This window comes from Shumkonia mesophila (assembly GCF_026163695.1).
In the GTDB taxonomy this organism is placed as follows: Bacteria; Pseudomonadota; Alphaproteobacteria; order Rhodospirillales; family Shumkoniaceae; genus Shumkonia; species Shumkonia mesophila.
The window spans coordinates 14,821-34,482 of sequence record NZ_JAOTID010000018.1; the positions used below are offsets into that span (position 1 = coordinate 14,821).

At 66.9% G+C, this 19,662-nt stretch carries 19 protein-coding genes; 15 read left to right on the top strand and 4 right to left on the bottom strand.

From position 1 onward, the window contains the following. Complete coding sequence (locus ODR01_RS21830) at positions 1-1,521, top strand: tripartite tricarboxylate transporter permease (protein ID WP_316979829.1); 1,521 nt, start codon at positions 1-3, stop codon at positions 1,519-1,521. A 127-nt stretch (positions 1,522-1,648) separates the two neighbouring features. On the opposite strand, the gene ODR01_RS21835 is transcribed toward ODR01_RS21830, so the two are convergent. From ODR01_RS21835 to pcaQ, 3 genes are all read right to left on the bottom strand, one after another. After that, positions 1,649-3,034, bottom strand: coding sequence for a hypothetical protein (locus ODR01_RS21835; RefSeq protein ID WP_316979830.1), 1,386 nt, complete (start codon positions 3,032-3,034; stop codon positions 1,649-1,651). Positions 3,035-3,169: 135 nt separating this feature from the next. Further along, positions 3,170-3,940, bottom strand: a complete 771-nt coding sequence (locus ODR01_RS21840) for a division plane positioning ATPase MipZ (RefSeq protein ID WP_316979831.1) — start codon at positions 3,938-3,940, stop codon at positions 3,170-3,172. Positions 3,941-4,127: 187 nt separating this feature from the next. After that, positions 4,128-5,054 (bottom strand): pca operon transcription factor PcaQ, encoded by a 927-nt coding sequence (gene pcaQ / locus ODR01_RS21845; RefSeq protein ID WP_316979832.1) that lies wholly within the window; start codon positions 5,052-5,054, stop codon positions 4,128-4,130. A gap of 152 nt (positions 5,055-5,206) precedes the next feature. Between pcaQ and pcaD the strand changes: the two genes are divergently transcribed. The 12 genes from pcaD (at position 5,207) to pobA (ending at position 16,114) form a co-directional block, all read left to right on the top strand. After that, positions 5,207-5,992: a 3-oxoadipate enol-lactonase gene (pcaD, locus tag ODR01_RS21850; protein ID WP_316979833.1), complete on the top strand. Its 786-nt coding sequence runs from the start codon at positions 5,207-5,209 to the stop codon at positions 5,990-5,992. Positions 5,993-5,996: 4 nt separating this feature from the next. Continuing rightward, the gene (gene pcaC, locus ODR01_RS21855; RefSeq protein ID WP_316979834.1) at positions 5,997-6,380 is read left to right on the top strand and encodes a 4-carboxymuconolactone decarboxylase; all 384 of its coding nucleotides are present in this window, start codon (positions 5,997-5,999) and stop codon (positions 6,378-6,380) included. An 11-nt stretch (positions 6,381-6,391) separates the two neighbouring features. Next, positions 6,392-7,117 (top strand): protocatechuate 3,4-dioxygenase subunit beta, encoded by a 726-nt coding sequence (gene pcaH, locus ODR01_RS21860; protein WP_316979835.1) that lies wholly within the window; start codon positions 6,392-6,394, stop codon positions 7,115-7,117. 3 nt (positions 7,118-7,120) lie between these two features. Continuing rightward, positions 7,121-7,738 carry a protocatechuate 3,4-dioxygenase subunit alpha gene (gene pcaG, locus ODR01_RS21865; RefSeq protein ID WP_316979836.1) on the top strand — a complete coding sequence of 206 codons (618 nt, stop codon included), beginning with the start codon at positions 7,121-7,123 and terminating at the stop codon, positions 7,736-7,738. A 2-nt stretch (positions 7,739-7,740) separates the two neighbouring features. Next, positions 7,741-8,604: a CoA transferase subunit A gene (locus ODR01_RS21870; protein ID WP_316979837.1), complete on the top strand. Its 864-nt coding sequence runs from the start codon at positions 7,741-7,743 to the stop codon at positions 8,602-8,604. Next, positions 8,601-9,374: a CoA-transferase subunit beta gene (locus ODR01_RS21875; protein ID WP_316979838.1), complete on the top strand. Its 774-nt coding sequence runs from the start codon at positions 8,601-8,603 to the stop codon at positions 9,372-9,374. Before ODR01_RS21870 ends, ODR01_RS21875 begins: the two co-directional genes overlap by 4 nt. A 223-nt stretch (positions 9,375-9,597) precedes the next feature. Beyond that, entirely contained in the window at positions 9,598-10,911 is a 1,314-nt protein-coding gene (pcaB, locus tag ODR01_RS21880) for a 3-carboxy-cis,cis-muconate cycloisomerase (protein ID WP_316979839.1), read from the top strand. Positions 10,912-11,015: 104 nt separating this feature from the next. Continuing rightward, entirely contained in the window at positions 11,016-12,032 is a 1,017-nt protein-coding gene (locus tag ODR01_RS21885) for a TRAP transporter substrate-binding protein (protein WP_316979840.1), read from the top strand. A 214-nt stretch (positions 12,033-12,246) separates the two neighbouring features. Next, positions 12,247-12,744 (top strand): TRAP transporter small permease, encoded by a 498-nt coding sequence (locus ODR01_RS21890; RefSeq protein WP_316979841.1) that lies wholly within the window; start codon positions 12,247-12,249, stop codon positions 12,742-12,744. Continuing rightward, positions 12,737-14,125, top strand: coding sequence for a TRAP transporter large permease (locus ODR01_RS21895; RefSeq protein WP_316979842.1), 1,389 nt, complete (start codon positions 12,737-12,739; stop codon positions 14,123-14,125). The genes ODR01_RS21890 and ODR01_RS21895 overlap by 8 nt, the downstream gene beginning before the upstream one ends. Before the next feature lie 242 nt (positions 14,126-14,367). Continuing rightward, a complete protein-coding gene (locus ODR01_RS21900) occupies positions 14,368-14,931 on the top strand; it encodes a bacteriohemerythrin (RefSeq protein WP_316979843.1) in 564 nt (187 codons plus the stop codon). Between the two features lie 7 nt (positions 14,932-14,938). After that, positions 14,939-16,114, top strand: a complete 1,176-nt coding sequence (gene pobA, locus ODR01_RS21905) for a 4-hydroxybenzoate 3-monooxygenase (protein WP_316979844.1) — start codon at positions 14,939-14,941, stop codon at positions 16,112-16,114. Positions 16,115-16,146: 32 nt separating this feature from the next. On the opposite strand, the gene ODR01_RS21910 is transcribed toward pobA, so the two are convergent. Then, complete coding sequence (locus tag ODR01_RS21910) at positions 16,147-16,878, bottom strand: FadR/GntR family transcriptional regulator (protein WP_316979845.1); 732 nt, start codon at positions 16,876-16,878, stop codon at positions 16,147-16,149. Between the two features lie 189 nt (positions 16,879-17,067). Between ODR01_RS21910 and ODR01_RS21915 the strand changes: the two genes are divergently transcribed. Both ODR01_RS21915 and ODR01_RS21920 read left to right on the top strand, forming a co-directional pair. Further along, positions 17,068-18,606: a sulfatase gene (locus ODR01_RS21915; RefSeq protein WP_316979846.1), complete on the top strand. Its 1,539-nt coding sequence runs from the start codon at positions 17,068-17,070 to the stop codon at positions 18,604-18,606. A 79-nt stretch (positions 18,607-18,685) separates the two neighbouring features. Beyond that, positions 18,686-19,615: a tripartite tricarboxylate transporter substrate binding protein gene (locus ODR01_RS21920; protein WP_316979847.1), complete on the top strand. Its 930-nt coding sequence runs from the start codon at positions 18,686-18,688 to the stop codon at positions 19,613-19,615. Positions 19,616-19,662 lie beyond the last annotated feature (47 nt).

The window sequence follows — 19,662 nt, forward strand, 5'->3', positions numbered from 1 at the left end:
ATGGAACAGTCGCTTGCCTACTTCATGCTGGCGTGGACGGACCCCTACCTGATTTTTCTCACCGCGGCGGGCACCTTCGCCGGCATCTATGTCGGGGTCATCCCCGGCCTTTCCGTCACCATGGCGGTGTCGATCCTGATTTCCTTCACCTTCACCTGGGACGTCAACGAGGCGCTCGCCGTGATGGCCGGCGTCTTCCTGGGCGGCGTCTACGGCGGTTCGCGCACGGCCATCATGATCAACATCCCCGGCGCGCCGGCCGCCATCGCTGCCGGCTTCGACGGCTATCCGTTGGCCAAGCTGGGGCTGGCCGGCATGGCCATCGGGGTCTCGACCACGGTGTCCTTCTTTGGCGCCCTCTTCGGCATCGTCATCCTGGCCTGCGCGGCGCCCATCGTCTCGGAATTCGCGCTGCTGTTCGCGCCGCGCGACTATCTGCTGCTGGCCATCCTGGGCATCCTTTTGATCGGCGCGTTGTCGGGGGAATCGCTGGCCAAGGGCATCTTCTGCGGCGTGCTCGGCGTGCTCATCGGCACGGTGGGCCTCGACCCCATTTCAGCCCAGCCGCGGCTCACCTTCGGCTCGATGTCGCTGATGGGCGGCATCCATTACGTCACCGCCATGATCGGCTTCTTCGGCGTCTCCGAGGCCCTGGTGCAGACGCTCGATCTGAAGAAGCGGATCATCAAGCAGAAGGTCGACAAGATCCTGCCGTCGTGGGGCGTCATCCTGAAGCACCTGCCGCTGTCGCTGCGCTGCTCGGCCATCGGCACCATCATCGGGGCGCTGCCGGGGACCGGCGGCGACATCGCCGCGCTGATGGCCTACGGCCACGCCGTGCGTTCGGTGAAAAAGCCGACCCGCCCCTTCGGCGAGGGCGCGGTCGAGGGCGTCATCGCCCCGGAATCGGCCTGCAGCTCGGCGGTCGGCGGCGCCTACATCCCGATGATGACGCTGGGCATCCCCGGCGACGCGGTGACCGCGGTGCTGATCGGGGCCCTTTACATCCACGGCCTCAAGCCCGGCCCCATGCTGATGATCGAGACGCCGCATCTTTTCTGGTTCACGGTCGGCAACCTGGTGATGGCCTCGATCTTCATGCTGATCTTCGGCCTCACCGGCATCCGGGCCTTCGCCAAGATGGTCGAGATGCCGCCGGCGCTCTTGATGCCGATCATCGTCATCCTCTCGGTGGTCGGCACCTACTCGATCCAGAACAGCCTGACCGACGTCTACTGGATGCTGGCCTTCGGCGTCTTCGGCTACTTCCTCAAGACCTACGGCTTCCAGATCGGGCCGATCATCCTGGGGGTCATCCTGGGGCCGATCATGGACATCAGCTTTAGGCGCGCCATCATCACGGTGCGCGGCGACTTGGGCGACTTCTTTCTCGACTTGGTGGTCAACCCGATCTCCCTGGTCCTGACCGCCGCCACGCTGGCCCTGCTGATCGGCCAGACCCCGACGTGGAAACGCTACGCGGCGGGGCGCAAGGCGAAGAAGGAAACGGCCGCCGGGTGAGACGCGAAGGTGCCGGCCGCTCTTTCCCGTCACTCCCGCGAAGGCGGGAGTCCAGGGCCCGGCTCCGCCTGGATTCCCGCTTCTGCGGGAATGACGACGGGAGTGAGCGATCGAAGGATGACCGCTTTCAGACCAATCCGGTGAAGAACCGGTACGGCGGTTTCCCGGCCGCGTCGCGGGCGATCATCAGGGCCAGTTCGCGGAAGTGGTAGTCGCCCCACTGGCAGCTTTCGCCGCTGGGCACCTTGCGCCCCGCGGGCACGTGGTCCCAGCCGTTCGGGCGGTGGTAGATGGCGTGCAGCAGCAGGCCCTCGTGATCTTCGTCTTGGCTGAGGTAGGTCGGCGTCAGCAGGGTCCTGGCGACGGTCAGGCCGGCCTGGCGGTAGCGGCGGGCGGCGGTCGCTTCCCCCTCGGCTTCCAGCACGGTGGCCAGCCTCAGCAGGCCCTGGGCCATGATGGCGGAAGCCGAGCTGTCGACCGGCTCGTGGTCGTTATAGGGATCGGCCGGGCGGTCCCTGTACCCCGGCATGGCGGCCAAGCCGGGGGCGCCGGTATCCCAATAGCAGACGCCGTCGGTGGGCGTGTTGGCGATGTAGTGGTCGGCGGTGGCCTGGGCGCAGGCGGTCATGATGTCGACGAGATCGCCATAGGCGTCCGCCTCCGGCCGGCCGGCCGCCTTCAGCGCCTGGAAAAGTTCAAGCTCCTCGGCGTAGCCGAGCGTGATCCAGGCCTGGCCGCGCGTCCAGGTGGTGAAGGGCGAGTAGCCCTGCTGCGAGCTGGGGCAGCGGAACTGGCCGTCGTTCACATTGAAGATGGCCTCGTGGCAGGTGCGGCCCCATTCGTCGTAGGCGTCGCGCTTCTTGCCGAAGAAGACGGCGGTCTCGGCGGTGACGGCGGCGTGCGCCGCCAGGCGGTCCAGCAGCGAGATCGACTGGTCGTGCTCGCCCTTGAGCGCGCGGCCCAGCAGGTGGGCGACGGCGAGTGCGCGCAGCGAGCGCATGGTGTCGACGAACAGCGAATGCGGCCCGTTGAAGGAATAGATGTAGCCCTTGCCCTTGCCGAGGTCGGTCCAGCGCGCCGCCTGGACGGCGCCGCTGGAGGCCAGCGCCATCTCGAGGTACGCCTTCTCGTCGGCCTTCTCGGGCAGCCGGCCCTCGGCCATCAGGCGCAGCAGGTTGCCGTAGGTGGAAACGCAGTTGAAGCCGTGGTCATGGACGCCGACGTGGGTGACGTGCTTGCCCATGTGCTCGCGCGTGCCGTTGCGCCCGAATTCCAGCGCCCATTTGTCGCCGGTGGCGTCGAACTGCAACAGGCCCGAACCGTAGACGAAGCCCTCGGTCCATTCGGTCCAGCCGCGGTTGACGTACTGGCCCTTGACCGTGAATACCGGCGCCCCCTTCTCGGGGTCCCAGCGCTCGGCCAGGCGGCGGATCTTCACCCCGGAAAGCGCCCACAGCTGCTTGATGCCCTTGGCGAGGTCGCGGGACGTCAGCTTGTCGTCGATGTTGATCATGGCGCTTTCCTCTATACTATTTCGGGGACAGCATACTTAATTCCCGCGCCAGGAACGAGCCGTCTGGAACCATGCGGAATTAAGTATGCTGTCCCCGAAATTACTGTCACCGAAATTACTGTCACCGAAATTATTTCATAGCGTAAAAGTCCCGGCCGGCGATAGGGCTTCGACCAGGCGGCGGATCTCGGCCCGGGCGGCGACGTGCGACATCGTCAGACCGACACCGGTCTCGGCCTCGCGCAGGTCCAAGAGCGTCAGGCCGTCGGGGAACATCTCCTGGAAGACCGTGCGCTCGGAAAAGCCGGGCACCAGGCGGAAGGCGAAACGGGACGCGAGGTCGGTCAGCGTGCGCGCCACCTCGCGGCCGACCCGGGTTTCCGGCTGGCGGCGGCGGTTGTGGCAGACGAACCACTCGGCCGGGGGCAATCCGGCCCGCGCCCGCTGCTGGCGCACGCTCCACACGAACTCGGCGTAAGGCCCCGGCTTGACGGCGCGGCCCTGGCGGCGGTCGAGGTTGCCGATGAGGTCGAGGTCGAGATGGCTTTCCCCGACCGGGGTGACGATGACGTCGGCCAGCACGTGCACCGCCATCGAAACCTCGTCGACCCGCCCCGGGGTGTCGACGATGACCAGGTCATGGCCGTCGAGGAGGGCCGCCACGTGGTCGGCGGCATCGGTCGGGGTCACCGGGTTGGGGCCGCGCTTATGCGTCGGCATCGGCAGCGGCACGCCGCGCCCCGCGGCGAAGGCGGCGCGGTTTTCGAGATAGCGGGTGAGGGAGGCCTGGCGGACGTCGAGGTCGAGGCTGCCGACCTTCAATCCGGCGCGCAGGAAGCCGACCACCAGGTGCATGGCCACCGTCGACTTGCCGCTGCCGCCCTTCTCGTTGCCGATGACCAGCACGCGGGCGCGCCTGCCCCCGGCAGTAGCGACAGTGGAAGGCGGGGGAGAAACGGCCGGGCTGGCATCATCCATGGGCGGGGCGGGGATCGCGGTTGGAGACGAGGCCCGCAAAGTGCCGGCCCGGGGACGATCCGTCAAGGCCGGTGGCATATCCCGCGGCCATCCCTTATCTGTCGGGCCCCGGTACCTACAAACTGCCGCCGAATTTGGCGGCCACCTCGCGCACCGCCTGCATCAGCATTTGCGTCGCCAGGCCGGGCGGGGCGTCGGCGCGCGTGGTCAGGCCGACCGGGCCGGTGGTGCCCTCGGTCTCGACCGGCAGTTCGACCAGCAGGCCGTCCTCGATGTCGTCGGCGACGACGCCGGTCGAGATCGCCCACACGGCGTCGGACTCGCGCAGGTACTTGCGCCCGAAGGCCGGCGACACGGTCTCCACCGTATCGGGCAGGCTGCCGATGCCGTTGACGATCAGCAGCCGCTCGACGTAGGGCTGGATGGCGGCGCCCGGCGGCGGCACCAGCACGGTGTAGTCGCGGATGCGCGCCAGATCGAACGGCCGCTCGGCCAGCAGTGGATGGCCGGCCCGCACCAGGAAGCCGACCTTTTCCGAATAGAGATGCTCGAAGGTCAGCCCGATCATCAGGTCGGGGCTGGACAGCCGTCCCACCACCAGGTCGAGGTCGCCCACCCGCAATTGGGACAGCAGCACCGTGTTGTAGCCGGTGACGATCCGCACCGTGGTTTCCATACCATCCGCCTTGAAGGCCCGTACCGCCGCCGGCATGACGCGCGCCGCCACCGTGGGCAGGATGCCGATGGTGACGGTGAGCCCGCCCTTCTCGCGGGCCTGCTCGATGCTGTCCACCCCCTGGCGCAGGGCGCTGACGCTGGTGCCGGCATAGCGCAGGAAGACCTCGCCGAAACGGGTCAGGCTGGCGCCGCGCTTGGAGCGGTCGAACAACTTGACGTCGAGCGTCTCCTCCAACTCGCGGATGGTCTTGGAGACCGCCGGCTGGGTGACGTTCAGCACCTCGGACGCCTTGACCACGCTCTTCTGGCGGGCCACCTCGAGAAAGCATTGCAGGTGCCGGAACTTGATTCGCTGATAGAGCATGCGACTTGCCTTCCCCGACCGGGGCCCGACGCGAGCGGAGGTTATATGCACTATAGGTTATGATAGCTGTTTGATTTGTCATTTTACATAATTTTTTAAATTGGGCACCGTACGCCCTCGAGATCTCAACCCGCGGCCAAGGCGTTTTCCCCATGCAGGCAGTCAGGACCCGCGACGTCGTTCTCCATGCCGCCGAGGGGGGGCGGGCCGATGGCGCGCCCATCGTCTTCATCAACTCGCTGGGCACCGATTTCAGGATCTGGGACGAGGTGGCTCGCCGCCTGGCCCCCGACCACCGGCTGATCCGCTTCGATCAGCGCGGCCATGGCCTGAGCGGCTGCCCCGACGGCCCCTATGTCATCGCCGATCTGGTGGCCGACCTGTTTGCCGTGCTCGACCATTTCGCCGTGGAGGAGGCTACCTTGGTCGGCCTCTCGGTCGGCGGCATGGTCGCGCTGGGCGCCGCCCAGGCCCGTCCCGACCGCGTCCGCCGCTTGGTGCTTTCGGACACCGCGCACCGCATCGGCCCCCGCGAGTTGTGGGAGCAGCGTATCGCCGCCGTCAATGCCGGGGGCGTCGCCTCTATCGCCGAGGGCGTGCTGGAGCGATGGTTTTCCGCCCCCTTCCGGTCCGGGCGCGCCGACGAGCTGGCCCTGTGGCGGGCCCTGCTGACGCGCACGCCGGCTCCCGGCTACGCCGCCACCTGCGCCGCCATCCGCGACGCCGACCTCACGGTGGCCGCCTGTTCGGTGGCGGTGCCGACGCTCTGCCTCGTCGGCTCCGAGGACAAGGCGACGCCGCCCGTGCTGGTTCGCGAACTGGCGGGCCTCATCAAAGGGGCCCGGCTTGACGTCATCGAGGGCTCGGGCCATCTGCCTCCCATCGACAACGCCCAGGCCTTCACCCGCCGTCTGGCCGCCTTCCTGAAGGAGAACTGAGCCCATGTCGGAGGATCGCTATCAACGGGGCATGCGGACGCGCCGGGCGGTGCTGGGCGACGTCCACGTGGACAAGGCCGAAGCCGGCAAGAATGGGTTCGACGCCGAGTTCCAGAAGTTCATCGCCGAGGGGGCGTGGGGCACGGTGTGGGCCGGAGACGCCATCACCCGGCGCGAGCGCAGCCTGGTGACCATCGCGCTGCTGGCGGCGCTCGGCCATCACGAGGAACTGGCCATGCACATCCGCGCCAGCCGCAACACCGGGGCCACGGTCGCCGACATCCGCGAGGTGCTGTTGCACGTCGCCGTCTATGCCGGGGTGCCGGCGGCCAACCGGGCGTTCGCCACCGCCAAGCAGACGTTCGCCGAATTGAACATCGAGGTTTGAGGGAGAGGGGAATGGAGGGCAGCGCAGAATACATGCCGCGCAACCGCGGCATCCATCCGCCGGCGCTGACGCCGGGCTACAAGACGACGGTCCTGCGCTCGCCGCAGAAGGCGCTGATTTCGTTGCAAAATTCCTTGTCCGAAATCACCGGCCCGATGTTCGGCGACCAACCGTTGGCGCCGCTGGAGAACGACCTTCTCAAGAACGCCGCGGTGGATGGCGATCCCATCGGCGAGCGCATCATCGTGCACGGCCAGGTGCTGGACGAAAGCGGCCGGCCGGTCCCCAACACCTTGATCGAGGTGTGGCAGGCCAACGCCGGCGGCCGCTACCGCCATCTGAACGACCGCTACCTGGCGCCGCTCGACCCCAACTTCGCGGGCGTCGGGCGCTGCCTCACCGACGCCGAGGGGTATTACTTCTTCCGCACCGTCAAGCCGGGACCGTATCCCTTTCGCAATCACCTGGACAGCTGGCGGCCGGCCCACATCCACTATTCGTTGTTCGGGCCGGCCTTCGCCACCCGGCTGATCACCCAGATGTATTTCGAGGGCGATCCGCTGATCCCCTATTGCCCGATCCTCAATACCATTCCGGACCCGGGCGCCAGGGAGCGTCTCGTCGCCCCCATCGACCTCAGGGCCGGGGTGCCTCTCGACTGCCTGGCCTATCGCTTCGATATCGTGCTGCGCGGCCGGCGCTCGACGTTGTTCGAAAACCGCCTCGAGGGGAACTGAGCCATGCCCGTCAAATACCTGGTCGAGACGGCATCCCAGACCGCCGGGCCGTTCCTGCATATCGGCATGGTGCCTTCCGCCATCGGGCTCAAGACGCCCGACCTCGCCGGCAGCGTGCTGGCCACCCCGGAAACCAAGGGTCAGCACATCCGCGTCGAGGGGTATGTCATCGACGGCGCCGGCACGCCGGTCAAGGATGCGCTGATCGAACTGTGGCAGGCCAATGCCGACGGCGGCTACAACCATCCGGCCGACACCCAGAAGAAGGCCATCGACCCGGCCTTTTCCGGCTTCGGGCGCGCCGCCACCGATTTCAAGACCGGCCTTTACTGGTTTCAGACCGTCAAACCCGGCCGGGTGATGGGGCGCGACGGCCGCCTGATGGCGCCGCACCTCAACCTCGCCGTCTGCGCGCGCGGCATCAACATCCACCTCAACACGCGGATGTATTTTTCAGACGAGGCGGCGGCCAACGCCGAGGACCCGGTGATGGCCCTGATCGAGCAGCCGGCCCGGCGCGACACCCTGATCGCCAGGCGCAGCGAAAAGAAGAAAACGGTCGTCTACCGCTTCGACATCGTGCTCCAGGGCGCCAACGAAACCGTCTTTTTCGATATCTGACCATGGCGAAATTCCAGACCCTGAGCGAGGCCCTGGCCGAAAACCTGCATGACGGCGATGCCGTGGCCTTCGAAGGCTTCACCCACCTGATCCCGGCCGCCGCCGCCCACGAGGCGATCCGCCAGGGCCGCAAGGACCTGACGCTGATCCGCATGACGCCCGACATCATCTACGATCAGATGATCGGGATGGGATGCGCGAAGAAGGTCATCTTTTCCTACGCCGGCAACCCCGGGGTCGGGCTGCTGCGCCGCCTGCGCGACGCGGTCGAGAACGGCTGGCCCAAGCCCATCGAGATCGAGGAGCACAGCCACGCCGCAATGGCGAACGCGTATGAGGCCGGGGCGGCCGGGCTGCCGTGCGCGGTCTTTCGCGGCTACATCGGGGCCGGGCTCAAGGCGGTCAATCCCAACATCCGCTCCGTCACCTGCCCCTTTACGGGCGAGGAACTGGCGGCGGTGCCGGCCCTCAACCCCGACGTCGGCATCATCCACGCCCAGAAGGCGAATGAGCGCGGCGACGTGCTGGTCGAGGGTATCGTCGGCGCGCAGAAGGAGGTGGTGCTGGCCTCAAGGTGCGCCGTCGTCACCGTCGAGGAGGTGGTCTCGGATTTCGCGGGGGTCCACGTGAATGCCTGTGTGCTGCCCCATTGGACCATCGCCTCCATCGCCGTGGTGCCGGGCGGCGCGCATCCGTCCTACGCGCATGGCTATTACAGGCGCGACAACGCCGCTTATCTGGCCTGGGACGAGATCGCCGCCGATCGCGAGCGCTTCGCGGCCTGGATGGAGGAGAACGTGATGAAGGCGACGCCCGAGGCCTTCATCGGCCGCGTCGCCGGCCTCGGCAAGGAGGCCCGTCGGTGAGCGACTTCACCCCCACCGAGATGATGACGGTCGCCGCCGCCCGGGCGCTTCGGAACGACGACGTCTGCTTCGTCGGCATCGGCGCCCCCTCGGCCGCCTGCAACCTGGCCCGCTTGACCCATGCGCCGGACATCACGCTGATCTATGAAAGCGGCACCATCGGGACCAAGCCCGACATCCTGCCGCTTTCCATCGGCGACGGCGAATTGTGCGACACCGCCGTCACCACCGTGCCGGTGGCCGAAATGTTCCGCTATTGGCTGCAGGGCGGACGCATCACCATCGGCTTTCTGGGCGGCGCCCAGATCGACCGCTTCGGCAACCTCAACACCACCGTCGTCGGCGACTACAAAAAGCCCAAGGTGCGCCTGCCCGGCGGCGGCGGGGCGCCGGAAATCGCGGTCTCCTGCGGCCAGATCTACATCACCATGGCGCAATCGAAGCGCGCCTTCGTTGAAACCATCGACTTCGTAACCTCGCTGGGCCACGGCAAGGGCGGCGACGATCGCGTCCGCCACGGGGTTAAGACCCAGGGGCCGACGCTGCTCATCACCGACCTCGCGGTGTGGAAGCCCGATCCCGTCACCAAGGAATTCACCGTCGTTTCCCTGCATCCCGGGGTGACCCGTGAGCAGATCCAGGAAACGGTCGGCTGGACGGTGCGCTTCGCCGCCGAGGTCACTGAAACGCCGCCGCCGACGGATGAAGAGCTGGCCGTCCTGCGCGACCTCAAATCCCGCAGCGACGCCGCGCACCGGGGGCAGGGGTAAGGGAATGGACGCGCACGCCAGCCCCCCCCTCCCAACCCTCCCCCACAAGGGGGGAGGGAAGAGGGCGCCGTTTTCCTCTCTTTCTCCCTCCCCCTTGATGGGGGAGGGCAGGGAGGGGGTGAGCCGTCATGCCCGCACTGCGCGTAAGGCACTTGGAATTCCCGCCGGCCGCGACCATTTTGAGGACCGGCGGCCGGGGGGCGCCGGGAAGGGGGACTGGGGCATGACCACCTCGCCGTTCGATTCCGCCGTGCTCGGGCCGCTGTTCGGCGACCCGGAGATGGCGGCGTTGCTCGCCGATAGTGCGCAGATCCGCGCCCTCCTTACCGTCGAGGCGGCGCTGGCCCGCGTGCAGGGGCGGCTGGGGGTGATTCCGGCCGACGCCGCAACCCGCATCGCCGAGGTGGCCGCGCACCTGGAGCCCGACATGGCCGCCATCGGCGCCGGCACGGCGCGCGACGGGGTGCCCATTCCGGCCCTCATCAAGGCGCTCAGGGCAGGCGTCGGCAAACGGGCGGCGCCCTATGTCCACTGGGGGGCGACCAGCCAGGACATCGTCGACACCGGCCTCGTGCTTCGGCTCAGAGACGCGCTCACCCTGCTCGCGGCCCGCCTGGAAGAGGTCATCGCCGCGCTCACGGCCCAGGCCCGCGCGCATCGCGGCCTGGTCATGGCGGCGCGCACCCGCTCGCAGATCGCCATGCCGACGACCTTCGGGCTCAAGGTCGCCACCTGGCTGGCTCCGCTGCTGCGCCACCGCGACCGCCTGGCCGAGTTGCGCCCAAGGCTGGAGGTCGTGCAGTTCGGAGGCGCCGCCGGCACGCTGGCCGCCCTCGGCGAGCACGGCATCGCGGTGATGGAGGGCCTGGCCGCCGAGCTGGGGTTGGCGCCGCCGCCGCTGCCCTGGCACAGCCAGGGCGACATCATCGCCGAACTGGGAGGCTGGCTTTCGCTTCTCACCGGCAGCCTCGGCAAGATGGGGGAAGACCTCGTCCTCCTTGGCCAGTCGGAAGTGGGCGAGGTCACCGCCGGGGACGGCGGCGGCTCCTCGACCATGCCCAACAAGTCCAACCCCGTCGCCGCCGAAACCCTGGTGGCGCTGGCCCGCTTCAACGCCGGGATGGTCGGCACGCTGCATCAGGCCCTGATCCAGCGCCACGAGCGCGACGGCGCCGCCTGGCCGCTCACCTGGCTCGCCCTGCCGCCGATGCTGATGGTGACGGCCGGCGCCCTGGCCCATGCCCAGCGCCTTGCGGCCGCCCTGGAACCCAATGCCGCCCGCATGGCCGAGCACCTGGAGGCCACGCACGGCCTCATCCTCGCCGAGGCCGCCACCTTTCTTCTCGCGGCCCACATGCCACGGCCGCAGGCGCAGGAACTGGTCGCCGCCTGCTGCAAGGAGGCGACGGCTGCCGGCCGTCACCTCTTCGACATCCTGGCCGAACGGGCCGACGCCCCCATCGACTGGCCGGCCGAGAAGGACCCGGCCCGCCACGTCGGGGCCGCCGAGGCGTTGGTGAAGCGCCTCATTCCATAACCGGCCAAGTATGCAAAATGTACGAGGTTTCATTTTTTATAACCATTAAAAGAAACTATCTTTCGCTATCGCCAAGTGCGCAGCAAACAACGGGGAGTAGGGAGATGCGCAAGTTCAGCCTTCTGGCCACCGGTCTTGTCGTCGCGGTGGGGGCGGCCCTGCCGGCCCGCGCCGCCGACGTGACCCTGACGGTTCATCATTTCCTGAGCGCGACGTCGCCGGCCCAGGCGTCGTTCATGCAGCCGTGGGCGGATAAGGTCGCCAAGCAGTCGAACGGCCGCATCAAGGTCGAGATCTATCCTTCGATGTCGATGGGCGGCAAGCCGCCGGAGCTCTACCGGCAGGTGCGCGACGGCGCCGCCGACATCGTGTGGACGCTGATCGGCTACACACCGGGCGTCTTTCCGCGCTCCGAGGTCTACGAACTGCCGACCGTGCACGGCGGCAGCGCGGAAGCCACCAACCTCGCCATCCAGGACACCTTCAAGTTGGTCGCCGAGGACTTCAAGGACTTGAAGCCGCTGCTGGTGCACGTGCACGCCGGCAACATGATCCACACCCGCGACAAGGCCATCAAAAGCGTCGACGACCTGCGCGGCCTCAAGCTGCGCACGCCGTCGCGCACGGGGGCCTGGCTGATCGAAAGCTGGGGGGCGGAACCGGTCGGCATGCCGGTCCCGGCGCTGCCCGAGGCGCTTTCCAAGGGCACGGTGGATGGCGCCCTGGTGCCGTTCGAGATCTTCCTGCCGCTGAAGCTCCAGGATTTGACAAAGCATTCCGTCGAGGGCGAGGATGGATCCCGCTTCGGCACCTCGGTCTTCCTCTATGCCATGAACAAGGCGCGCTACGACGGCCTGCCCGCCGATCTCAAGAAGGTGATCGACGACAATTCGGGCGCCGCCATCGCCGCCGACGTCGGCAAGGTCTGGGACGAGGTCGAGGGGCCCGGCGAAAAGGCGCAGGAAGGCAAGATCATCAAGCTGTCGGCAACGGCCAAGGCGGCATTCGATGAGCGGGGCAGGACGGTCGAAAAGCGTTGGATCGACGAGGCCAAGGGCTTCGACGGCGCCGCGCTGGTCGCCGCCGCCAAGGCCGCCGTGCAGAAGCACGCCAAGCGCTAGCGCCATCTTGCCGTCCGACGGAACGGCTCACCCCCACCCCAACCCTCCCCCACCTGCCTTCGCCGAAGCGAAGCCGCTTCGGCTTCGCGCAGGCAGGTCGAGGGGGAGGGGGTCGCGCCGACGCTCCGCTTTTCTTCCCTCCCCCCTTTGTGGGGGAGGGCAGGGAGGGGGGCCGGGCCGCGTTTCCACGCCCAGGCTGGACTGAGAGAGCCCCGTGCACGCCCTCGTTCAACGATTCGTCACCTGGTGGGCGCTGGCCGCCGGCGTCGTGCTGCTCCTCATCGTCCTGGTGACGACCATCAACGTCACCGCCTTTTCGATGGACAAGATCGCCCGGCTGTTCGACGGCGGGGTTTCGGGGCTGCCCGGCTACGAGGATTTCGTCGATCTCGCCGCCGGTGTTGCCGGGCTGATGCTGATGCCCTATTGCCAGCTCAGGCGCGGCCACGTCGCCGTCGATCTTTTCACCGCCATGGCGCCGCGCGCCGTGCAGAAGGCGCTCGACCTCGTTTCGCTCATCGCCGTCGCCGCGCTGACCCTGTTCCTCGCCTACTGGATGGCGGTCGGCCTCGCCGAGACGCGGGCCGACGGCGTGCTCTCCCCGGTGCTGGGCTGGCCGGTGTGGCCGTTCTACCTGCCCGGCGTCGTCTCTCTTCTGCTGTGGGCGGCGGTGGCCGGCATGCAGGCCTTCGCGAGGGACGCCGATGGGTGAGCGCGAAATCATCGGCATCGCCGGCATCGTGGTGCTGTTCACGCTCCTGATGCTGCGCATCCCGGTCGGCGTCAGCATGGTGGTGGTCGGCATCGGTGGCAACTATGCGCTTAGCCTCGCCGTACCGTTCCTGCGCTTCGAGCCGTACCTGCGGCAGTTCAAGACGCTGCTGTGGAACACGGTGGCCAACTACGACCTCTCGGTGGTGCCGCTGTTCGTGCTGATGGGCTATCTGGCCTCGCACGCCAACCTCAGCCGCGACCTCTTCCAGGGGGTCAACGCCCTGGTCGGGCGATTCCGGGGTGGGGTCGCCATCGCCGCCATCGGCGCCTGCGCCGGCTTCGGGGCGGTGTGCGGCTCCTCTCTGGCCACTGCCTCGACCATGGGCCGCGTCGCCCTGCCCGAACTCAAGCGCATGAACTACGACCCCCGGCTGGCCACCGGCACGCTGGCGGCCGGCGGCACGCTGGGCATCCTCATTCCCCCCTCGGTGGCGCTGGTGATCTACGCCATCATCGTCGAGGGCTCGATCATCCAGATGTTTCAGGCCGCCGTCATCCCCGGCCTCATCGCCGTCTTCTCGTTCATCACCGTCATCGCCCTCATCGCCCGCCTGAAGCCCGGGGCGGCGCCGGCATCGCCGCCCATGGACGCCACCACCCGCCGCTTGGCCCTGCTGCGTCTGGCCCCGGTGGTGGTGATCTTCGGGGGCATCATCCTGGGCCTCGGCATCGGCCTCTTCACGCCGACGCCGGCCGCCGCCATCGGCGTCTTCGTCATCCTCGCCTACGGCCTGCTGCTCCGGCTGCACGGCGAGGGGCTCTCGGGCGAGGGCATCCGCCGCTCGGGCCTCGAAACCGCCGTCACCGCCGGCATGATCTATTTCATCCTGTTCGGCGCCGAGGTGGTGAAGGGCTTCTTCACGCGGGCCGGCCTGCCGGCGGCGCTGGCCGATTGGGCGGGGGCCAGCAGCTTCGATCCGTGGCTGGTGCTCGTCATCATGCTGGCGATTTTGATCGTGCTGGGCTGCTTCATGGAAAGCTTGGCCATGATCCTGGTCGTGGTGCCGTTCTTCTGGCCGGTACTGGTGCACATCAACGGCGGCGAGGAGGTGACGGCGGCGATGGCCGCCTATGGCATGGATAGCGCCGACCTCAAGATCTGGTTCGGCATCCTGGCCCTCATCGTGGTGGAACTGGGCCTCATCACGCCGCCGGTCGGCCTCAACGTCTTCATCATCAGCTCGCTCGCCCAGGACGTCGCCATGCGCGACGTCTTCAGGGGCGTCATGCCGTTCTTCTGCTCGGAAATCGTGCGCGTCGCCGTGATCGTGGCGGTCCCCGGGCTGAGCCTCTATTTGCCCCATCTGCTGGGAGGGTAGCGGGATGGCAAGGGGATTTGTGCCGCCGGGCTCATCTCCCTCTCCGCCCCCTGGGGGCGGAGAGGGGCGGGGTGAGGTGGGGGGGCAAGCATTCCCCGCGGACACCACGGCGGCACCCCCACCTCACCCTCCCCATCGCTGGCGCGATGGGTCCCCTCCCTCTCCCCCGCCGTGCGGCGGAGAGGGCGAATGGGCATGACGGACTGTGAAGGATCGGGCCTCAAGCAACATGGACCATCGCCATGACCTATTTCGAATGGAAAGACGGCTATAGCGTCGGCGTCGCCTCGCTCGACGCCCAGCACAAGGAACTGATCCGCCTCATCAACCGGCTGCACGACGCCGACGAGCGGGGCGGCGACATGGGGCCGGTGCTGGAGCACCTCGACTGGTATGTCCATCATCACTTCACCTTCGAGGAGCAGCTGATGAAGGCGGCCGACTACGACAAGCTGGCCGAGCACCAAGACGCCCACCAGGAGTTCGAGAAGTGGCTGAAGGCCAGCCGCCAGGCCCTGGCCGCCGGCATGGACGTGCAGGAGCTGACCCGCGTCATCGCCGACTTCCTCAAGGTGTGGCTCTCCAAGCACATCCTCGTCGTCGACATGCATTACAAGGCGTTGCTCACCGCCCACCGGAGCCGCCATGAGGCCCTGCAGGTGCTGACCGCCGAGCTCATCCGCGTGCTGGAAGACGCGCACGGCTCGCTCGCCGCCGAGAAGTTCGATCGCGTGCTGTCGCTTGCCCGCGACATCCAGCTGTGCGCCCAGGGACCGGCCGAACCCGGCGGTCCGGTTAAGGAATGATGCCGCCATGAAAACCCAGGTCGCCATCATCGGCGCCGGACCGTCCGGGCTCCTGCTTTCCCAGCTTCTTCATCGCCGGGGGATTGCCAGCGTGGTCCTGGAAAAGCGCAGCCGGGCCCACGTCATGGGCCGCATCCGTGCCGGCGTGCTCGAACAGGGCATGGTCGACCTGCTCCGCGAAGCCGGGGTGGCGGCGAGGCTGGAGCGCGAGGCCCTGATCCACGAGGGCATCGACATCGCCTTCGCCGGCCGCCGCCGCCGCATCGATCTCGCCGGCCTCACCGGCGGGGCGCACGTCACCATCTACGGCCAGACCGAGGTCACCAAGGACCTGTTCGAGGCCCGCGACGCCATGGAGGGCATCGTCATCGACGAGGCCGAGGCGGTGACGCCCCAGGGCGTCGACACGGCGGCGCCCTTCGTCACCTTCACGAAGGATGGCCGCACCCACTGCGTGGAGTGCGATTTTGTGGCCGGCTGCGACGGCTACCACGGGGTCAGCCGCACCGTCATCCCGCCCGCCATGCTCAAGGTCTTCGAGCGGGTCTATCCGCTGGGCTGGCTGGGCCTGCTGTCCGAGACGCCGCCGATAGCGGACGAGCTTATCTACGTCAGCCACGAGCGCGGCTTTGCGCTCTGTTCCCTGCGCTCGCCGACCCGCAGCCGATATTACCTGCAATGCCGGACCGACGAGGACGTGACCCAATGGCCGGACGACCGCTTCTGGGCGGAACTGAAGCGCCGCCTGCCGGAAGACGTGGCCGGCCATCTGGTGATGGGCCCCGCCATCGAGAAGAGCGTGGCGCCGCTGCGCAGCGTCGTTGCCGAGCCCCTGCGCCACGGCCGCCTGTTCCTGGCCGGCGACGCCGCCCACATCGTGCCGCCGACGGGGGCCAAGGGCCTCAACCTCGCCGCTTCCGACATCCACTACCTGTCACAGGGCCTGATCGCCTATTACCAAAACGGCGACGAAGCGGGGCTGACCGGCTATTCGCAAAGGGCGCTGCGGCGCATCTGGAAGGCCGAGCGCTTCTCGTGGTGGATGACCAACCTGCTGCACACCTTTCCCGACGACGATGGTTTCACCCGCGGCATCCGCCGCGCCGAACTCGACTACCTGGTGAATTCGAAAGCCGCGATGACGGTCTTGGCCGAGAACTACGTCGGGTTGCCCTACGAGTGAGGGGGGCGGGCATCCTTTCTTCCTCGTTGTGCCTAGGCCCCTCCCGTTGGTGCCGGCGGCCGCTTGCGAAAGCTGGAAAGGAACGTGCCGACGCGGTCGAGGTGGGCTTGCATGGCGGCGGCGGCCCCGTTGCCGTCGCGGTCGATCAGACATGTGTAAATGGCCAGATGGTCGGCGACGGCGGGGCCAAGATTCTCGGGGCGCCGAGCGAGCTCTCCGGCCTCGCTGATCATGAAACGGCGATATCGATCCCACAGCCCGGAAACGATGGTGACGAGCGCCGGATTCCGTGTCGCTTTGGCAATGCCGATGTGAAAAGCACGATCGGCCACATGCCGCATCACGAAGGGGGCGGTATCCCGTTCGATTTGGTCCAACGCCGCCTTGATGCGCGTCAAATCGTCCGGAGCCGCAGTGAGAGCGGCCAGCCGTGCCGTCTCGGCTTCGACCATGCGTCGCGCCATCAGGATATCGAAGGGACCTACATCGTCGAAGGACAGGCCGGCCTCTCTCTCTCCTGCCGACTCGTCCCTGGGCTCGACCACGAAGGTCCCGGCACCCATCCGGATGTCCACCAATCCTTTGAGTTCCAATACGATCAGTGCTTCGCGCAGCACCGACCGGCTGACCCCGAAGTGCGAAATCAGGGCGCGTTCGGCGGGCAAGCGGTTGCCCACTTTGAACTCGCCAGCCCGGATGCGTTCTTCCATCTGCTGGGCGACCTGCTGGTAGAGGCGTGTGGTATCGGCGGCGCGCAGGGGCATGGCGGCTCTCCGCATTGATTGGCCGGACCAATGTGGTCAGGCCAATCAATATACCGGGTTGGAAGGCAAGCTCAAATTATTATCTTGTGTCGCGCGAGAGAAGAAATTGGAAATTAGGTTGCCTGCCTGCCTTGGATTGGTATAATAGGTAAAATTGGTCAGTCCAATAATCCAGGGGGATGCCAAGGAATGCGGACGGTTTTCCTGCTGTTCGATTCGCTGAACCGGCGCGCGCTTGAGTGCTATGGCGGCACGGCCATTGCCACGCCGAACTTCAGGCGGTTGGCGGAGCGCGGGGTCGTTTTCGACAGCCACTGCGTCGGCAGCTTGCCCTGCATCCCGGCCCGCCGGGACATGCATACCGGCCGCATCAATTTCCTGCACAACCAGTGGGGACCGCTCGAGCCATTCGACGACTCGGCCCCACGCATCCTGGAACAGAACGGCGTCTATTCGCACCTGATCACCGACCACTACCATTATTTCGAGGACGGCGGCGTCTGCTACCACGGTCGCTACAGTTCCTTCGAGTTCGTCCGCGGCCAGGAAAAGGACAAGTGGAAGGGGCTGGTCGACCTGCCGGTGGAAAAATGGCGCGGGTCGATCCACGAGATGCGGTTCGCCGATCGTCGCGACGTCGAGTTGAACGCCGTCAACCTGGTGAACCGCGAGTATATCCGCGACGAGGCCGACTTCCCGACCGCCAAGAACACCGAATTGGCCATCGAGTTCCTTGAGACCAACAAGGACGCCGACAACTGGCTGCTCCAGGTCGAATACTACGACCCCCACGAGCCGTTCATCGCGCCGGCTCGCTTCCGCGAGGGCCTGGAGACCGGATACGACGGCCCGACCCTCGATTGGCCGCGTTACCGGCGGGTCTGCGAAAGCCCCGAGGAAGTGGCCGAGATCAAGGCCAACTACCTGGCCAGCGTGCGCATGGTCGATCACTATCTCGGCAAACTGCTCGACACCATGGACCGCCTCGACATGTGGAAGGACACCGCCATCGTGCTGACGGCGGACCACGGCTTCATGCTCGGCGAGCACGACTGGTGGGGCAAGAACCGCATGCCCTGCTTCGACGAGGTTTGTCGCATCCCGATGATGTTCTACCATCCCGATTTCGTCGGCCAGGGCGGCACCCGCCGGCAGGCCCTGACCCAGACCGTCGACGTGATGCCGACGCTGCTGGGACTGTACGGCGTGACGCCGCCGGCCGACGTGCAGGGCCACGACCTGTGTCGGGTGCTGGCCGAGGACAAGCCGGTTCGCGAGGCCTGCCTTTACGGCATGTTCGGCGCCGCCGTGAATGTCACCGACGGCCGCTATACCTATTTCCGCTATCCGACCGCTTCGGACGGGCACGACCTCTATCAATACACGGTCATGCCGACCCACATGCGCACCCTTTACGATCCCAAGGAGTTCGACGGAACGGTCATGGCCGGACCGTTCCGTTTCACCAAGGGAATGCAAGTCATGCGGATCCCGGCAAACGTCAACTCGGAGGGCAGCCCGATGAAGGGGCAGACCATCGAGGATGCCCGGAACGCTCTCTACGACTTGGCAGCCGATCCCGGCCAGAAGTTCCCAATCGATGATCCGGCGGTGGAGACCAGGCTCGTCGATCTCATGACCCGACTGATGCGCGAGGCCGACGCTCCCGGAGAGGCCTTCCGGCGGCTCGGGCTTTCGGTTCCCGACGACATCTCGGTGGGCCGATAAGGAACGGAGATTCCATCGCCCACTCGACAAAACGCCGTTATTGGAAGAGGAGGTACCGATGAGGAGACGAATACTGTTAATGGCACCGCTGCTGGCGGCCGGCTTGGCGCTCGCATTCACCGCTCAGGCGGCCGACTATCCCTCGAAGCCGATCAAGCTGATCATCCCGTACAAGCCAGGCGGCGGTTCCGACGTCATCATGAGAATTGCCGCCCTGCATCTCGAAAAAATCCTCGGCCAGAAGATGCCGGTGGTCAACATCGACGGGGCCGGCGGCGCCGTCGGCTGGACGCAGGCGGCCAAGGCCAAGCCGGACGGCTACACGATCACCCAACTGACCAATGCGATGATCGTCAGGGAGGCGACCAAGTCGGCGAATGTCACGATCGGCGATTTCACGCCGGTCGCCAACATCGGCTTCGTTGCGTTGACCGTGACCGCGAAGGGTGACGGCCCGTACAAAAACCTGAAGGACCTTTACGAAGCGTCCAAGGCGCGGCCGGGCGAGGTCAGCCTGGCAATGGGTGTCGGGACTCCGGCGCAGTTTGTCGCGGCGCAGGTCGAAAATGTGTTTGGCACCAAGATGAAACTGGTCAACGCTGGCGGCGGCGCCGACAAGATCGCGGGCGTCCTCGGCGGCCATATGGATGCCCTGGTCGAACCGGTATCCAGCTTGGCCGGTCAGCACAAGTCAGGCCAGCTTCGCATCCTGGCGGTGCTGAGCGACAAGCGCCTGGCGTTCCTTCCTGACGTGCCGACCGCCAAGGAGCAGGGGTTCGATCTGACGGCCGGGCTCTTCTACGGCTTCGGGGCGCCGAAAGGGACCCCGCAGAAGGATATCGACACGTTGGCCTCCGGCATCGAGAAACTCGGTGGAAACGCCGAGTTCCAGGAGCAATTGAAGAAGATCGATTTCGAATGGCAGTTCTTGGCGGCGGCGGACTTCGGCAAGTTGATCGCAGCCGAGCATAAAACGACCATGGAGATCGGCAAGAAACTCGGCTTCTAGCCGATGGGACGTTCGGGTAGGGAAGCGCCGAAGGCGGCGCTTCCCCC

Bases quoted from the DNA above. Each gene is read 5' to 3' on its own strand.
- ODR01_RS21830 (WP_316979829.1), top strand. From the start codon at position 1: ATGGAACAGTCGCTTGCCTACTTCATGCTGGCGTGGACGGACCCCTAC.
- ODR01_RS21835 (WP_316979830.1), bottom strand. From the start codon at position 3,034: ATGATCAACATCGACGACAAGCTGACGTCCCGCGACCTCGCCAAGGGC.
- pcaQ (WP_316979832.1), bottom strand. From the start codon at position 5,054: ATGCTCTATCAGCGAATCAAGTTCCGGCACCTGCAATGCTTTCTCGAG.
- pcaD (WP_316979833.1), top strand. From the start codon at position 5,207: ATGCAGGCAGTCAGGACCCGCGACGTCGTTCTCCATGCCGCCGAGGGG.
- pcaC (WP_316979834.1), top strand. From the start codon at position 5,997: ATGTCGGAGGATCGCTATCAACGGGGCATGCGGACGCGCCGGGCGGTG.
- pcaH (WP_316979835.1), top strand. From the start codon at position 6,392: ATGGAGGGCAGCGCAGAATACATGCCGCGCAACCGCGGCATCCATCCG.
- pcaG (WP_316979836.1), top strand. From the start codon at position 7,121: ATGCCCGTCAAATACCTGGTCGAGACGGCATCCCAGACCGCCGGGCCG.
- ODR01_RS21870 (WP_316979837.1), top strand. From the start codon at position 7,741: ATGGCGAAATTCCAGACCCTGAGCGAGGCCCTGGCCGAAAACCTGCAT.
- pcaB (WP_316979839.1), top strand. From the start codon at position 9,598: ATGACCACCTCGCCGTTCGATTCCGCCGTGCTCGGGCCGCTGTTCGGC.
- ODR01_RS21885 (WP_316979840.1), top strand. From the start codon at position 11,016: ATGCGCAAGTTCAGCCTTCTGGCCACCGGTCTTGTCGTCGCGGTGGGG.
- ODR01_RS21895 (WP_316979842.1), top strand. From the start codon at position 12,737: ATGGGTGAGCGCGAAATCATCGGCATCGCCGGCATCGTGGTGCTGTTC.
- ODR01_RS21900 (WP_316979843.1), top strand. From the start codon at position 14,368: ATGACCTATTTCGAATGGAAAGACGGCTATAGCGTCGGCGTCGCCTCG.
- pobA (WP_316979844.1), top strand. From the start codon at position 14,939: ATGAAAACCCAGGTCGCCATCATCGGCGCCGGACCGTCCGGGCTCCTG.
- ODR01_RS21910 (WP_316979845.1), bottom strand. From the start codon at position 16,878: ATGCCCCTGCGCGCCGCCGATACCACACGCCTCTACCAGCAGGTCGCC.
- ODR01_RS21915 (WP_316979846.1), top strand. From the start codon at position 17,068: ATGCGGACGGTTTTCCTGCTGTTCGATTCGCTGAACCGGCGCGCGCTT.
- ODR01_RS21920 (WP_316979847.1), top strand. From the start codon at position 18,686: ATGGCACCGCTGCTGGCGGCCGGCTTGGCGCTCGCATTCACCGCTCAG.